The sequence below is a fragment of the Rothia sp. HMSC066G02 genome, assembly GCF_001813145.1.
Classification (GTDB): Bacteria; Actinomycetota; Actinomycetes; order Actinomycetales; family Micrococcaceae; genus Rothia.
In genome coordinates this window covers 284,094-299,161 of record NZ_KV811593.1, presented here as the reverse complement: position 1 = coordinate 299,161, position 15,068 = coordinate 284,094, and the positions used below count along the sequence as shown (strand labels likewise).

The 15,068-nt window shown below is 61.5% G+C and carries 11 protein-coding genes; 10 read left to right on the top strand and 1 reads right to left on the bottom strand.

Annotated elements, in window-relative coordinates; all coding sequences use genetic code 11:
- Positions 1-41: 41 nt before the first annotated feature.
- The gene (locus tag HMPREF2894_RS05630) at positions 42-1,274 is read right to left on the bottom strand and encodes a polyprenyl synthetase family protein (RefSeq protein WP_070678172.1); all 1,233 of its coding nucleotides are present in this window, start codon (positions 1,272-1,274) and stop codon (positions 42-44) included.
- Positions 1,275-1,459: 185 nt separating this feature from the next.
- Between HMPREF2894_RS05630 and dinB the strand changes: the two genes are divergently transcribed.
- The 10 genes from dinB (at position 1,460) to murD (ending at position 14,920) form a co-directional block, all read left to right on the top strand.
- Positions 1,460-2,869, top strand: coding sequence for a DNA polymerase IV (gene dinB / locus HMPREF2894_RS05625; protein ID WP_070678170.1), 1,410 nt, complete (start codon positions 1,460-1,462; stop codon positions 2,867-2,869).
- 239 nt (positions 2,870-3,108) lie between these two features.
- Positions 3,109-3,510 (top strand): DUF3040 domain-containing protein, encoded by a 402-nt coding sequence (locus tag HMPREF2894_RS05620; protein ID WP_049350360.1) that lies wholly within the window; start codon positions 3,109-3,111, stop codon positions 3,508-3,510.
- A gap of 529 nt (positions 3,511-4,039) precedes the next feature.
- Positions 4,040-4,471: a division/cell wall cluster transcriptional repressor MraZ gene (mraZ, locus tag HMPREF2894_RS05615; protein WP_005507741.1), complete on the top strand. Its 432-nt coding sequence runs from the start codon at positions 4,040-4,042 to the stop codon at positions 4,469-4,471.
- Between the two features lie 104 nt (positions 4,472-4,575).
- Positions 4,576-5,640, top strand: coding sequence for a 16S rRNA (cytosine(1402)-N(4))-methyltransferase RsmH (rsmH, locus tag HMPREF2894_RS05610; protein WP_070678168.1), 1,065 nt, complete (start codon positions 4,576-4,578; stop codon positions 5,638-5,640).
- A gap of 20 nt (positions 5,641-5,660) precedes the next feature.
- Positions 5,661-6,668, top strand: coding sequence for a cell division protein FtsL (locus HMPREF2894_RS05605; protein ID WP_070678166.1), 1,008 nt, complete (start codon positions 5,661-5,663; stop codon positions 6,666-6,668).
- A 62-nt stretch (positions 6,669-6,730) separates the two neighbouring features.
- A complete protein-coding gene (locus HMPREF2894_RS05600) occupies positions 6,731-8,596 on the top strand; it encodes a peptidoglycan D,D-transpeptidase FtsI family protein (protein ID WP_049345236.1) in 1,866 nt (621 codons plus the stop codon).
- Between the two features lie 168 nt (positions 8,597-8,764).
- The gene (locus HMPREF2894_RS05595) at positions 8,765-10,510 is read left to right on the top strand and encodes a Mur ligase family protein (RefSeq protein WP_070678164.1); all 1,746 of its coding nucleotides are present in this window, start codon (positions 8,765-8,767) and stop codon (positions 10,508-10,510) included.
- A complete protein-coding gene (gene murF / locus HMPREF2894_RS05590; protein ID WP_070678160.1) occupies positions 10,503-12,122 on the top strand; it encodes a UDP-N-acetylmuramoyl-tripeptide--D-alanyl-D-alanine ligase in 1,620 nt (539 codons plus the stop codon). Before HMPREF2894_RS05595 ends, murF begins: the two co-directional genes overlap by 8 nt.
- 6 nt (positions 12,123-12,128) lie before the next feature.
- Complete coding sequence (mraY, locus tag HMPREF2894_RS05585; protein WP_005507747.1) at positions 12,129-13,334, top strand: phospho-N-acetylmuramoyl-pentapeptide-transferase; 1,206 nt, start codon at positions 12,129-12,131, stop codon at positions 13,332-13,334.
- Positions 13,334-14,920 (top strand): UDP-N-acetylmuramoyl-L-alanine--D-glutamate ligase, encoded by a 1,587-nt coding sequence (murD, locus tag HMPREF2894_RS05580; protein WP_049337565.1) that lies wholly within the window; start codon positions 13,334-13,336, stop codon positions 14,918-14,920. The genes mraY and murD overlap by 1 nt, the downstream gene beginning before the upstream one ends.
- Positions 14,921-15,068 lie beyond the last annotated feature (148 nt).

Below are 15,068 nucleotides of genomic sequence, written 5' to 3'. Positions count from 1 at the left end.
TTTATATGTGCTGGACCTCTACGCCTTGCGACGTAGCGCATCTATGCCTTGCGACGCAGCGCACGGCCCACAATATCGGTCAGTGCCGCATGCGTCAGCTCGTCCAGGTTCATCGCCTCCAGCGCCTCAAACACAGCCTGAGACTTCTGCTCAATCAGCTGCTCATGCTTGGCGAAAGCGCCCGAAGAAACCATCAGCTCACGGATGCGCTCCACCTGCTCATCGCTCAGCTCGGGGTCACCCAAGCTATTGTGCAGAAGCGCCGCATCCTGCTCGTCGAGGACGGCGGAGGTGAGCGCCACCAGCACGGTACGCTTACCCTCACGCAGGTCATCGCCAGCGGGCTTACCGGTCACCTCGGGCTGGCCGAAGACGCCCAGCTCGTCATCACGCAGCTGGAAGCCCTCACCCAGCGGCAGGCCGAACGCACGGTAACCGGCAAGTACCGGGTGCTGCTCGCTCACGGCACATGCACCGCTCTCCAGCGCGGCAGCCTGCAGAGCCAGAGCGCCACCAATCGTGAAGGGGTGCTCGCACGAGTACTTGGCGGACTTGAAACGAATCACGTTCAGGGCACGCTGCAGAGCCGCCTGAGCGTCCTCGGTTTCGAGAACCTCGGAGTAGACGTCCAGGTACTGACCCGCCAGAACCTCGGTGCGCATCCGGTCAAAAATAGTGCGCGCAGGGGCGCCATAGATTGCTCCCTCACCCAGGGACGCAAAAACCTCGGCAGACCACGCCAGGGTCAGATCGCCAGCAAGAATGCCGCCGGTCAGACCGTAGTTGAAAGCATCACCGCGCCAACTATTCTGCTCGTGCGCCGCCTCGAAACGCTTGTGCACGGAGGGAGCGCCGCGGCGGGTATCGGAGCGGTCGATAATATCGTCGTGAATCAGTGCGGAGGTCTGGAACAGCTCTACCGCCATGCCGGCCTTCACAATGGACCAGGATGCGCGGTTCTCGGTTACGGGAGCGCCGCCCGCACCGCGCCAGCCCCAGTAGCTCAGCAGGGCACGCAGGCGCTTGCCGCCGGTGGAGAGGGACTCAATAGCCTCAAGTAGGGGTAGAGTTTCGGCAGAAATACCCTCGAGTAGCTCGCGCTGGCGGGCAAAAAACTCAGCCATGAGAGTGTCAAAAGCGTGCAGGTAGGCTCGCTGCTCTTCAGCAATACGCTCAGCGAGGTGCGCAGAATCCGCCGGGATATTCGGCGCCGCTACGGTGAGGCTCTCGGTCGCCTGGGGAGTGTGTGCTCCGGAAGGAGAAGGGGGAGTCATACTATCCTCGCTGATGGTCGCTGTGTACGGTCCTGATGCGGTGCGGTGTGCACTTCTTCTAGCTTAGTGGAGAAAAGTCCAAGAGAACGCATTTGCGAACATGTTTACGGTAAGTTGCCTCTATTTTTCGTAGAAATGTGCTATATTTTCGGTAGGTAGGCGTAGAAGCTATGAGAGGAGGCGACATGGGGCAGGCGCGAACCAGCAAGAACAGCGGCTCAAGGAACGGCCGCGTCATTATGCACCTGGACATGGACGCCTTCTTCGTCAACGTCGAACTCCTCGAAAACCCCGCTCTGCGCGGCGAACCCATTATCGTGGCGCCCCTGGGCCCCCGCTCGGTCGTCTGCTCCGCCTCCTACGAGGCGCGCGCCCACGGAGTGCACTCCGGCATGCCGCTCAGTCGCGCCCGAAACCTCAGCCCCAACGCGACTGTCCTGCCGCTGCGCGGCGACTACCGGCACTACTCCCGCGCCGTCATGGCGATCCTGAACGACCTGAGCCCTTACGTTGAACAGGTCAGCGTGGATGAAGCCTTCGTGGACCTAACCGGCGCTTATCTGCACGGCCAAGACCCCGTCGCCCTGGCGCAGAGCGCTCGCGACCGCATCGCGCAGGAACTCTCCCTGCCCTCTTCCGCGGGGGTTGCGCCCAATAAACTACTCGCCAAAATGGCGTCCACCGGTAGCAAGCCGAACGGGCTGTGGGTTATTCCGCCCGAGCGCGTTCAAGAATTTCTTGACCCGAGAAAAGTCTCCGACTTGTGGGGAGTGGGTGCGAAAAGCACCGAGCAGCTCTCCCGATACGGTATTCACACCATTGCCCAGATGAGGTCCATGAGCCTGGACTGGCTCAAAGAACGCTTCGGCACTGCCCAGGGTGAGCATCTCTGGGCCATGGCGCGCGGCATTGACGAACGCCCCGTGGTGACCGAACGTGAAGAGAAAAGCATGGGCGGCGAGCACACCTTCGAGACGGATACGACCGATGCCCAGGAGGTGAGCGCTGCTATTCGGGAGCTGAGCCTCAAGCTGGGAAAGCGCCTGCGATCCGCGGGGAAACTCGCCGGCGGGCTTAGCCTCAAAATCCGCTACAGTACCTTCGAAACACACACTCGCGCTATCCCCTTAAGCGTGCCCGTGGACTCCGGTATGCAGATTGCCTCCCTGGCGTTGGAAGCCCTGCGAGCAGATGAAATTCTGGTGGGTCAGGAGGCGCCACGCGCCCTGCGGCTCATCGGAGTGCGCGCCGAAAAACTCGCCCGCGCCGAAGACGGGGTGCAGCAGACCCTCTTTGATGCCATCGAGAACGCGGCAAGCTCACGCTCCGCCAGAACCGCCTCCCAACAACGAGGCGGCGGGGGAGCTGGTAATAGTCCGCAGAACGGTACTCGCACAGGGGCTGGTATTTACTCGGGGTCTGGTATTCACTTGGGATCTGGCGCGCGCCTCGTGAAAAGCGGCAGATGGTCCGAGGTGGAGCATGTCATGGACGCCATTCACCGCAAGTACAGCCGCGAAAGCCTCAAACCCGCCTCCGGGGTGGCTGGGCCGGAACAGAAAGCCGAGGAAAAGGCTGGACAAAAAGCCAAGTAAAAGACTGGGCAAAAGGCTGAGGAAGGGAACTATGCTGAGGAAAGCTCCGCCGAAAGGATGGCACCCTCCGCAGAAGACCTTAAGGCGCTTCTGCCTGAAAAGAATGCGCCAACCCCACCCGGCGCGGTACCATGGGAAGCATACGACGGGAAGAAGCGCTCACCGCGCCAGCTGATGCACTAGCTAACCCGGCTGATACCGACGTCATCTTGAGCAGAGACACCTCAAAGGAGAAAACGATGGCACTGTCCGAGCGCGAACAGAAGGTTCTGGACCAGCTTGAAGAACTCATGAGCAATGAGGATCCGCACTTTGCCTCCTCCATGTCTTCAACCGGCAATACTGCGCCGGTTTTTAGTGCTCGCCATTTGGCTCTCGGTATTCTCTTCGTTCTCATCGGCCTGGGCATCATTATTGGCGCGGTCGCATCTAACATGATTTGGCTGGGCGTATTCGGCTTCCTCTTCGCGGCCGGTGGCGTGTACTTCGCAACCACCAGCAAGAAGACCCCGGTGGATTCCTTCCTCGGCGGTAAGGCAGAAGGCGCAGCCCGTGTGCGTCAGCGCGAGCAGAAGGATCAGTCTTCCTTCATGAACCGCCTGGAGAACCGCTGGGACGAGCGTAATAACGGCCAGCTCTAAAGCATTTAGGGTGCAGAAGCTTCGCGGCTTAGCTCATAGAGCTGACCCCCGATGCGAACATCTCAAAACTCAAGACTGATTAAGCGGAGGTAAGAATTCTCTTACCTCCGCTTTCTTGTGCCCATTTTCTGCACTCAGTTCCCGGTGCCGGGTGTTGTGCCCCGAACCGTGAACAGACCCGAACGGTGAACAGACCTGAGCCCCCTCGAAGCAGGCAATCTGAGGGTTGCACACTGAGCGGGAATACGCCCGAAGCTGTGTAGAAGCTGTGCGGCAGCGTTAAAAATGCAGAAGAGAGCATAAAAACACTAAAAGATACTCTGCCGGGTGGGGTAGGTGGTGGAAAGTGGGGTAAAGTGGAGGGGAAAGCTGAAAGTCAGTCCTATCGCCGTGCCCTCAAACAGACGGCGGAGGCGTCGGCCCGGCACACCCCGCCACCGGCACCTACAGGATGTGTGGAGCAACCACGCTCCCGCAGGCTTCAGCACAACGGCACACATCAGGGGCACACATCGGGGAGGTGAAGTGAATGTTCTTAGGTACCTACTCACCACGAATGGACGCCAAAGGACGCATCATCCTTCCCGCCAAATTCCGTGAGGAACTCTCAGCAGGCCTCGTTCTGACCCGCGGTCAAGAACGATGCCTGTACGTTTTCCCCGCCGCAGAATTTGAACGCATCCACGAACGGATGCGCACCGCGCCCCTGCCCGGACGAGCCGCCCGAGACTTCCTGCGAGTCTTCCTCTCAGGAGCCTCAGACGAACTGCCCGACAAGCAGGGACGCATCACCATCCCGCCGATACTGCGCCAATACGCAGGACTGACCGACAACCTCGTCGTCATCGGATCCGGTACCCGCGCAGAAATCTGGGATGCAGCCGCCTGGGAGGAATACCTCGCCCGCACCGAAGCTGAATTTGCCTCCCTCGACGAGGACCCGTTCAGCCCGCTACTCTAGCCGGCACCCCGCCGGTGCGATGGCTACCGCCCGGCATCTCTCTACCACTACCGCACCACTCTTCCGTAAACCTTCCCGCAGGACAAACTCTCACAGGAGCACCCATGAGCGTAGACCACGCCCCCGAAACCGGTACGACCGCATCCGGCGCTGCCGCCAAGGTGACCGGCGCATCCATTGAGAACCTCTCCCAGCGTGAAGCGAGTGAACGCCACGTGCCCGTGATGCTGGACCGCTGCATTAACCTGCTGGCACCCGGCATTGAACGCGCCGTCGAGGAACGCGGCACCGCCTACGTTATTGATGGCACCCTCGGTATGGGTGGCCACTCCGAGGCGTTGCTTGAACGCTTCGAGAACCTTGTGCTCATCGGCATTGACCGCGATCTGCAGGCGCACGCCATCGCCGGTGAACGCCTGGCGCGCTTCGGTGACCGCTTCGTACCCGTGCACGCCGTCTACGACGAAATTGACCGCGCCATGGAAACCGCCGGCGTGCAGGGCATCGACGGCATCCTGATGGACCTGGGCGTCTCCTCCATGCAGCTGGACGAACGCACCCGCGGCTTCGCATACTCCTACGACGCACCCCTGGACATGCGCATGAACTCCGAAGACGAGCTCACCGCCCGCATCGTCGTCAACGAATACAGCGAAGACCAGCTGCGCCGCATTATCCGCAACTGGGGCGAAGAGAAGTTCGCATCGCGTATCGCCCGCGCCATCTGCACCGCCCGCGCCAACGCACCCCTGGAAACTACCGGTGAGCTCGTGCGCATTATCCAGAAGGCTGTGCCCGTCGCCGCGCAGCGTACCGGCGGTCACCCCGCCAAGCGCACCTTCCAGGCGTTGCGTATCGAAGTGAACCACGAACTGGAAGCCCTCGAACGCGCCGTACCGGCGGCCCTGGAGGCGCTCAACCTCGGCGGCCGATTCGTCGCCATGAGCTACCACAGCCTCGAAGACAAAATCGTCAAGAGGGCACTGACCGCAGAGGCAATCTCCAAGGCGCCCAAGGGCTTCCCGGTAGAGCTTGAAGAGCACAAGCCCACCGTCAAAATCATTACCCGCGGCGCCGAACCGCCTACCGACGAGGAAATCGAACAGAACTCTCGCGCCGCCAGCGCCAAGCTGCGCGCCGCCGAGAAGATCCGCATCCCCGCCAAGTAGAAGACAGAAAGCGAAGAAGAGTGAGCACCCAGCACGCATCCCCGCGCCCCACCCGCACCCAGGGCGCCCCGCGGAGTCGACGCGCCGGTTCCTCGCGCCCTGCCGCCGGCACCCCCGGCGCCGTTGGCTCTACCCGCGCATCCTCTACAGGTGGCTCCACCGGGGCGAGCCGCGCCTCCACCCGAGCCCACTCCGGCCGTACCCGCGCCGCGCGTCTGGAGCCGGTCACCGCCTCCCAACCGGCGGTCCGCCCCGCCAGTACCGCTGCTTCGCACGGCGGTAAGCGCACCTCAACGAACGCGAGCCGTGTCCCCTCGAGCGTCCGTGCGGCAGCACGCACCGAAGAAGCACGCGAAACGAAGCCCAAGCAGCGTAACCCGCTGTCCACTGTGCGCCGCCGAGCCCGTAAGCTCAGCCCGCCCACCATGCTCGCTGTTTTTGCGGCAATTCCGCTGACCCTGATTTTTATTCTGCTGCTTAACGTGCTGATTGTGACCCGACAGTACGACATGGTGGATTTGCGCGCGCAGGAACAGCGCCTCGTGCAGGAGAACCAGGCGCTGCAGCAGGAGATTGGTTTCAAGGAAGCCCCGCAGGATTTGGCGATACGCGCCAGTACCCTGGGCATGTTTGTGAGCTCTTCGCAGGCGACCCTGAACCTGCAGACTTCCACGATTGAGGGCACCCCCGCCCCGGCTGCAAGCCCCACCGGTATTGAAGGATCCAAGCAGGAGAACCTGATTTCGCCGCCGGCAGCGGGTTCGGAAGAAAGCTACGCCAAGGGCATTGTGGATGCTGACAAGTCTGTTCAGCAGCGACACAGCCAGGCGAGCGCTACGGCAAAGGCATCTGCAAGCGCCTCGGCAAGCCCCGCGCAGCAGGCTAACCCCGCCCAGCAGGCCAACCCCGCTCAGCAGGCCAACCCTGCACCGAGCGCGCCTGCTAGCCCGGCTGCTTCCGCCGCCCCGAGCGCCGCTCAGCAGTCCAGCCCTGCCGCTAGCCCCGCGGCAAGCCAGCCCGCACGATAAACAACATTGACCACAGGATGCGTATCATCACCGATAGACCAGACCAGCGAAAGGACCACCGCATGAGCTCCGACGCGCGTAAGAACGCGAACGAATCGGCATCCGGTCAGCCGGACCTGACCCGCCGTGGCTTTGTCGCCGGCGCCGCTGCCACCTGTGCTCTGGGCGTCATTGGTGCGAATCTGTTTATCCGCCAGGGCTTTGATCCCGGTGCGGTGGCGAATGCGTCCCGTCAGAAGCGTTTGCGCTCCCAGGTGCTGCCTGCTGTGCGCGGTCAGATTCTCGATATCAACGGCAACGTCATGGCGCGTACTGTGCAGCGTTATAACCTGACTGCTGACCAGAGCGCCGTGGCGACCTTCAAACGCTACAACGAGGATCGCACCCAGAAGGTTGAGGTCACCCCCAACCAGCTGGTGTACGAGATGGTCGATATTCTCAAGACCGTTGACCCGGGCATTACCGACGAGTTCATCAAGTCCAAGCTGGACGGCACCTCAAAGTACTCGGTGATCAAAGCAAATATCACCCCGGAAATTTTCAATAAGATTGATGCCCTGGGTGCGCCCTTCATCTACGGTGAGGCGTTCTCTCAGCGCCTGTACCCCAACGGTAGTGTGGGCGGTTCCGTGGTCGGTAAGTACAACATTGTTGAAGAGGCAGACGGCAACGGTACGGGCGGTACGGTGTCCCGTAACTACTCCGTGGGCATTGAGCGTGTCTTTGAGAAGGAGCTTGCCGGTACCCCCGGTGAGCGCACCTACGAGATTAGCGCTGATGGCGTGCGTATCCCCGTAGCGAAGGAAGAGCAGCGCCTGGCGGTGGACGGTAAGAATATTCGCCTAACCATTAACCGTGATGTGCAGTATTTTGCGCAGCAGGTGGTGCGTGCCCGCGCCGAGGAGCTGAAAGCTGAATGGTGTACCGCCATTGTTATGGATGTGCGTGACGGCTCCATTTTGGCTCTTGCTGATTCCTCCACGATGGACCCGGGCGCGGCAACCATTGAGGACGCGGCGGACATGACCCCGCGCGCTATTTCGCAGAGCGTGGAGCCCGGTTCGACCGAGAAGATGCTAACTGCTTCGGCGCTGATTGAGCAGGGCCTGACCACCCCGACGAGCGTGTATGACGTGCCCGCGACCCTCACGATTGACGGCCAGACTTTCAAGGATGCGTTTGAGCACGGGGCGCAGCGGCGTACTTTCTCGGGCATTATTCATGACTCGATGAACACCGGTACGGTGCTGGTCGGTCAGAAGCTCAGCAAGGAAGAGCGCTACAACTGGTTGAAGAAGTACGGCGTCGGCGAGTTTACCGGCATTGAGCTGACCGGTGAGGAGCAGGGTATAATCGCTGATTGGCGTGATTGGGATGGCCGTCAGCAGTACACTGTGCTGTTCGGTCAGGGTGTTGCGCAGACTCCGCTGCAGACCGCCATGATTTTCCAGGCGCTGGGCAATAAGGGCGTTCGTCTGAAGCCGCGCATTGTGGACGCGATCATTGACGCCGACGGTACCGAACATAAGCGTGCCGTAGAGCCTGGCGAACGCATGGTCAGCGAGGAGACTGCCGCTTCCTGCCTGACTCTCATGGAGAATGTGGTGGAGCAAGGCCACGCCCGTCCGGCGAAGGTGACCGGCTACCGCGTGGGCGGTAAGACCGGTACTGCGGAAACTCCGAGTGAGAAGGGCGGCTACGACGGCAACACGACGTCCTTTATTGGTGTGGCGCCGATTGAGAACCCGCAGTTCTTGGTGGCGGTGACCATGCAGCGTCCTGAGGGTAGCGTGGGTGCGAACGGTACGACGGCTGAGTTCTCCAAGATTATGGAGAAGACCCTGCACACCTATAATGTGCCGCGTTCTACCGGTGAACCGGAGTTGATTCCGCTTTTTGCTGAGGATAGCCCCAATAAGACGAGCTAAAGGCGAGCGGGGGAGAGGTTCCCGGTAGCTGATTCGTGATGAAGAAGCCCCGGGACTGAACACCTGTCGAAGCCTAAAGCCCGTAGAATATTGAATGACCCTGTGTGCCTTGAGCGCATTGACCATACAGAGCTCACCGCTTCGGACAGCGGAGAGGAAAGAAGGACGATGGATACCGCATCTCACGCACCCGGCCAGAACCTGCTGGGCGGCGACGCTCAGACTCTGCGCCCGAATTCTGTGCGCCCGGTGAGTTTGGCGCACCTTCGCGAACATCTGCAGGGCTTGGGCGCTCAGGTGAGTGCCCAGCCGGCTAGCGGCGTTCAGGGCTCTGAATCCGGTGATTCTGTTGAGGTCACCGGTATTAGCATGGATTCCCGAGGCGTTCGCCCGCAGGACCTGTACGTGGCTCTGCCCGGTGCGAAGGTGCACGGTGCGCAGTTTGCTGAGGCTGCGTTGAAGCTGGGTGCTTCCGCTATTTTGACGGATGCTGCCGGTGCGCAGCTGCTGGGTGAGGCGCCGGTGCCTGTCCTGGTGACTGAGAACCTGCGCGAGTATGTCGGTCCGTTGGCTGCGCTGATTTATGGTTCGGCGTCGTTCCCCGCTACCCACCGTTACGCGGTGACCGGCACGAACGGTAAGACCACCTCCACCTACATGTTGGAGTCGGTGTTCCGCACCGGCCTGGGTGTGAAGACCGGTCTGATTGGCACTATTCAGATTCTGATTGATGGTGTGTCGGTTCCTTCGAAGATGACCACCCCTGAGTCTCCTCACGTGCATTCTCTGCTGACGATTATGGGTCAGCAACAGGTGCGTTGCGCGGCGATGGAGGTGTCTTCGCACGCGATTGATTACCACCGTGTGGACGGCGTGAAGTATGCGGTTGCTGGCTTCACGAACCTGACCCAGGACCACCTGGATTTGCACGGCACCATGGAGCATTATTTCGACTCGAAGGCTCAGCTGTTCACCCCCGAACGTGCCGAGCTGGCTGTGATTACTGCTGATGACGAGTGGGGCGAGAAGATGTTCTCCGCCGCTTGCGAGCAGATGGGTGCGCAGCAGGTGCACCGTCTGGTGACTGCGCGCGGTGCCGGTCTGGCTGAGGTGCCCGCAGAGTTTGGTGCCCGCGACTGGGCTGTGGTGAAGGTTCAGCGTGAGGGTCTGGGCCACCGCTTCCACGTGGCTAACGGCACCGGTGAGAGCGTTGAATGCTACACCGGTCTGCCCGCTGATTTTAACGTTTCGAATGCTGCGCTGGCGGCGCTCATGGCGTACCTGGACACTGACTCCGCTGAGCGTGAGCGTCTGTTGCCCGAGCTGGCGTCCGGTTCGGCTCTGACTCCGGTGGTGCCGGGTCGTATGCAGCTGATTTCTTTGGCTCCGCACGCGATTGTGGACTTTGCCCACAACCCTGACGGCCTGACCCGTGCCCTGGAGGCGATGGACCGCCCCGGAGACGGCAAGGTCATGATTGTTTTCGGTGCGACCGGTGAGCGTGACCAGCTCAAGCGCCCGATTATGGGTGCGATTGCGGCACAGTATGCAGATATTGTGGTTGTGACTGATGACGATCCGCACGGTGAGGCGCCCGAGCCGATTCGTGCCGCCGTTGAGGAGGGCGCGCAGAAGGCTGAGAACCGCCGAGCCACCCAGATCCTGAATATTTCTCCGCGTGCCGCCGCTATTGATGCGGCAATTGCCCTGGCGGGCGAGCATGACGCCATCCTGATTGCTGGCCGCGGCCACGAAACCGAACAGGATGTTGACGGCGTGGATATCGCCCTGGACGACCGCGTTGAAACCGCCCGTGCCCTGCGTGCGCACGGTTTCGAGATTCTGCCTGACTACCAGCGCATGCTCGAAGAAAGTGACTCTAAGACCGCTGAAGGTATGGTGAAGAATGATTAAGCTCAGCGCCGCCCAGATTATTGAGGCAACCGGCGGCACCGCTATCGGCCTGGAGGGCCGTGAGGAGCAGGTGCACGCAGACTTCGCCACTACCGACTCCCGTGAGGTGCAGACCGGCACCCTGTTCGTGGCGAAGCCCGGTGCGGTCACTGACGGTCACAGGTTCATCCCCATGGCGTTTGAGCGGGGCGCGACCCTGGCTCTGGTCGAGCGTGAAGTACTCGATGAGCAGGGCGTGCCCTACCCGAGCATCCAGGTGCCCGATGTGGTGCTAGCGATGGGCGATTTGGCGCGCTATTCCATTGAGCAGATGCGCGCTCAGGGTGAGCTGACCGTTATCGGTATTACCGGTTCTGCCGGTAAGACCACGACGAAGGACCTTCTTGCCGCCATTTTCACCCCGGAGGGCCCGACCGTTGCCCCGGTTGGTTCCTACAACAGTGAGGTGGGCGTGCCCCTGACCGTTTTCCGTGCGGATGAGTCCACCCGCTACCTGGTCATTGAGATGGGTGCGGACCACGTGGGTAACATCGAGTACCTGGCGAATATTGCGCACCCCGATCACGGTGCAATCCTGAAGGTCGGTACCGCGCACGCTGGCGAGTTCGGCGGCGTGGACAATATTGAGCGCACCAAGGGCGAGCTGGCTGAGGGCGTTCAGCCGACCGGTTCCCTGGCGCTGAACGCTGACGATGAGCGCGTGCTGCGCATGGCGTCGCGTTCGGTTGCACCCATTACCTACTTCGGCGTGGGCGAGAAGACCGACGCGAACGGTCAGCCCTACGAACGCTACGTGGCGGCGCTGAACTTGCGCACCACCGACGCTGGCTGCCCCGAGTTCACTCTGCGCCTGCCCGACGGTAGCGAGTACGAGATTTCCTCGCAGCTGATCGGTGAGCACCACGTGCACAACCTGCTGGCTGCGGCGACTGTCGCCTACAACAGCGGTATTTCGGGTGAGAAGATTGCTCGCGCGCTCAACAAAGCGGCGGCAGCTTCGAAGTGGCGTATGGCTCGCACCGACCGTGCCGACGGCGTGACCGTCATTAACGACGCATACAATGCGAACCCCGAGTCGATGGCTGCGGCGCTGCGCACTCTGGCGCAGCTGGGCCGCACCGTTGACCCGGCGACCGGTCAGCCGCACCGCACCTGGGCTGTTCTGGGCGCCATGCTGGAGCTCGGTGACGCCTCCCTGGAGGAGCACGACCGCATCGGCCGCCTCGTGGTGCGCATGAACATTTCCAAGCTGATCGCTGTGGGCGACGAGACGAAGCCCACCTACAATGCGGCTCACCTGGAAGGCTCCTGGGGTAACGAGGCGACCTGGGTGAAGACCCCGGAGGAGGCAGAGCAGATTCTGCGCGCCGAGGTTCACCCCGGCGACATTGTGCTCTTCAAGTCCTCGAACGGCGCGAAGCTGGGCATTCTGGGTGACCAGGTTGCTTTCGCCGAGTACACCTTCGGCGCTGAGGAAGAGCAGGCACCGACCTGGCTTTCTGCCGGTGACTTTGTTGAAACCACCGATTTGAGCGACCACCTTGCCGCTCACCTGGACGGTACCGCTAATGGCGACCGTACTTCGACCGAACAGACCACGAACGAAGGGTAGCGCTTTATGATTACCGTGCTGATTGCTGGAATCTTCGGATTCCTCATCTCCCTCACCGCGCTGCCGGTGTTCATCAAGAAGATGAAGTCCCTCAAGCTTGGCCAGCTCATCCGTGAGGAAGGCCCGGCGGCCCACCAGCATAAGGCGGGCACCCCCACCATGGCGGGTCTGATTTTCATCCCCGCGGCGATTCTCGCCTACTTCTTGACCCTGGCGGTGAGCGCCCTGCTCTTTGGTACCGCGCCGGTACCGACCGCTACCGCGTGGCTGACCATCGCCTTCACCCTGGGTATGCTCGGCGTGGGTGCGGCGGACGACATCATGAAGTTCCGCAATAAGGGCAACGAGGGTCTGACCGAGAAGCAGAAGACCATCGGCCTGCTGGGTGTGACCCTGCCCTTTGCGTACTTGGCGTTCCAGTTCCCGAATGAGTCGGGTGCTCGTCCGGCGTCGACCGCTATCTCGTTCGTGCGTGACCTGCCCATCGACCTGTTCGCGGCGGGCGCGGTCTTCGGCTCCATCCTGCTGGTTGGTTGGATTACCCTCATCTCCCTGTCCGGCACGAACGCCGTGAACTTCACCGATGGTCTGGACGGCCTGGCTGGCGGCATCATGATGACCATCTTCTCCGGCTACCTGACCATCAGCATCTGGCAGTACGTGCACGCCTGCTCCGCTGGTGCCGGCACCGCCTGCTACGATGTGCGCGACCCCGGTTCGCTGGCGCTGATTGCCGCCTCCCTGGTGGGTTCGCTGGCTGGCTTCCTCTGGTGGAACGTGTCGAAGGCGCAGATTTTTATGGGCGACTCCGGCTCCCTGGCACTTGGTGGCGCAATGGTTGCTTTCGCACTGTTCACCCGCACCGAGCTGCTCCTGCTGGTCATCGCCCTGATTCCCGTGCTGGAAGTGTTCTCTGTGATCGTGCAGAAGTTCGTGTTCAAGACCAGCCGTAAGCGTTCGGTCGCAGCGGGGGAGAAGCCCCTGCACGCGCACCGTTACTTCCGTATGACCCCCTTCCACCACCACATGGAGAAGGTCGGCGTCAACGGCAAATACTCAATTGATAAGCGAGGCATTGCCCCCGGTACCGTCAGCAGCGGCGAAGTGAACTCCGTGTTCCGCCTCTGGGTTGTTAACGCCCTCTGCGTGCTCGTTGCCCTGGCGCTGTTCTTCGGTGACTGGTTCTCGCAGACTTCTGGAGTGATTCACTAATGTCAACTATTGAACAGCCGGATACAGCTCGCATTGAAGCGAACGCCGCCGCTATTGCGGTGAACCCGGTGTACGAGAACGAGCGCCTCGCGGAGCTGACTCACTGGGGTGCGCCCTGGGCTAACCTGCGCGTGGTCGTGGTGGGTATGGGCACCAGCGGCGACGCTGTGACCGACGTGCTTGCCCAGCTGGGCGCGAAGATCGTTGTCATCGACGGGGCTGATACCCCGGAGAAGCGTGAACGCATCGACCTGTACGCTAACGCCTACGGCAACGTTGAGGGCCTATTTGGTCCCGAGCACATGCGTGCACTGCCCCTGGTAGACGGTCAGGAACCCGAGCTTGTGGTGACCTCCCCGGGCGTGCGTCCCGACCACCCGGTCATGCTGGACGCTTACGAGCGTCGCATCCAGATTTGGGGCGATGTGGAGCTGGCGTGGCGCCTGAATGAGCGTAGCGACCGCCTGACCCCCAAGTGGCTGTGCCTGACCGGTACGAACGGTAAGACCACCACCGTGGGCATGGTTGATTCCATCCTGAAGGCTGCCGGTAAGAAGGCTATTCAGGTAGGCAACGTGGGCATGCCCATCGTGTACGCCATTGCCGACGATGAGCCCTACGAGTTCTTCGCGGTGGAGCTGTCCAGCTTCCAGCTGCACTGGACCTACTCGATGTCCCCGTACGCTTCGGTGGTTCTGAACATCGCTGAGGATCACGTGGACTGGCACGGCTCGTTCGAGCGTTACAAGGCTGATAAGGCTCGCGTGTACGAGCACACTCAGGTTGCCTGCATCTTCAACACCGACCACGTGGACACCCTGCGCATGGTTGAGAACGCGGACGTTATTGAGGGCGCTCGCGCGATTGGCTTCAGCTCCACTGAGATGCCCGCCGTGTCGATGCTCGGCCTGGCTGAGGACATTATGGTGGACCGCGCCTTCTTGAAGAACCGTTACAACGAGGCGTATGAGCTGGCGGTTCTGGAGGATTTGGCTCCGGCTCCCGGTAAGATGCCTGCGAAGCACACCGTGGAGAACGCTCTGGCGGCTGCGGCGCTGTGCCGTGCGGCTGATATTGACCCGAAGGCTGTGGGCGCGGGCCTGCGTTCCTTCAAGACCGGTGCGCACCGCAACCAGCTGGTGGGTTATGCGAACGACATCATGTGGGTGAACGATTCGAAGGCTACGAATCCTCACGCCGCGAATGCGTCGATGAGCGGTTACCCCTCGCTGGTGTGGATTGCCGGTGGTCTGTCGAAGGGCGTTGAGTACGATGAGCTGATTGCTGCTCACGCTCAGCGCCTGAAGGCTGTACTGATTATCGGTACTGATACTGCGGCGTTGAAGTCGGCGTTGGCTAACCACGCTCCGCAGGTTCCGACCTACAATATGACCGCCGCTGTGGCTGATTCTTCGGACGGCATTGCCGTGATGAACGCGGCCGTTGCGAAGGCTGCTGAGCTGGCGCATCCGGGCGATACCGTGCTGATGGCTCCCGCGTCTGCGTCGATGGACCAGTTCAAGAATTATGCGGTGCGCGGTGATGCGTTTGCGAACGCTGTCGCCGCCCAGCTGGCTGACTCTTAGGACGCTACCTGCAGGGGGTGTCTCGGGTGACCGGGGTGCTTTTTGCGGGTTCTTCTCGGGGGTGGGATGGTAATGGTGTCCCACCCCTGAACCTTTTTCGTGTAGTCGCCACGACGAATCCGTGGCAGTTGAGGCCTATAGGAGGGCA

Coding starts and splice junctions, on each gene's coding strand:
- dinB (WP_070678170.1), top strand. CDS start 1,460: ATGGGGCAGGCGCGAACCAGCAAGAACAGCGGCTCAAGGAACGGCCGC.
- mraY (WP_005507747.1), top strand. CDS start 12,129: ATGATTACCGTGCTGATTGCTGGAATCTTCGGATTCCTCATCTCCCTC.
- murF (WP_070678160.1), top strand. CDS start 10,503: ATGATTAAGCTCAGCGCCGCCCAGATTATTGAGGCAACCGGCGGCACC.
- mraZ (WP_005507741.1), top strand. CDS start 4,040: ATGTTCTTAGGTACCTACTCACCACGAATGGACGCCAAAGGACGCATC.
- murD (WP_049337565.1), top strand. CDS start 13,334: ATGTCAACTATTGAACAGCCGGATACAGCTCGCATTGAAGCGAACGCC.
- HMPREF2894_RS05600 (WP_049345236.1), top strand. CDS start 6,731: ATGAGCTCCGACGCGCGTAAGAACGCGAACGAATCGGCATCCGGTCAG.
- rsmH (WP_070678168.1), top strand. CDS start 4,576: ATGAGCGTAGACCACGCCCCCGAAACCGGTACGACCGCATCCGGCGCT.
- HMPREF2894_RS05620 (WP_049350360.1), top strand. CDS start 3,109: ATGGCACTGTCCGAGCGCGAACAGAAGGTTCTGGACCAGCTTGAAGAA.
- HMPREF2894_RS05630 (WP_070678172.1), bottom strand. CDS start 1,274: ATGACTCCCCCTTCTCCTTCCGGAGCACACACTCCCCAGGCGACCGAG.
- HMPREF2894_RS05595 (WP_070678164.1), top strand. CDS start 8,765: ATGGATACCGCATCTCACGCACCCGGCCAGAACCTGCTGGGCGGCGAC.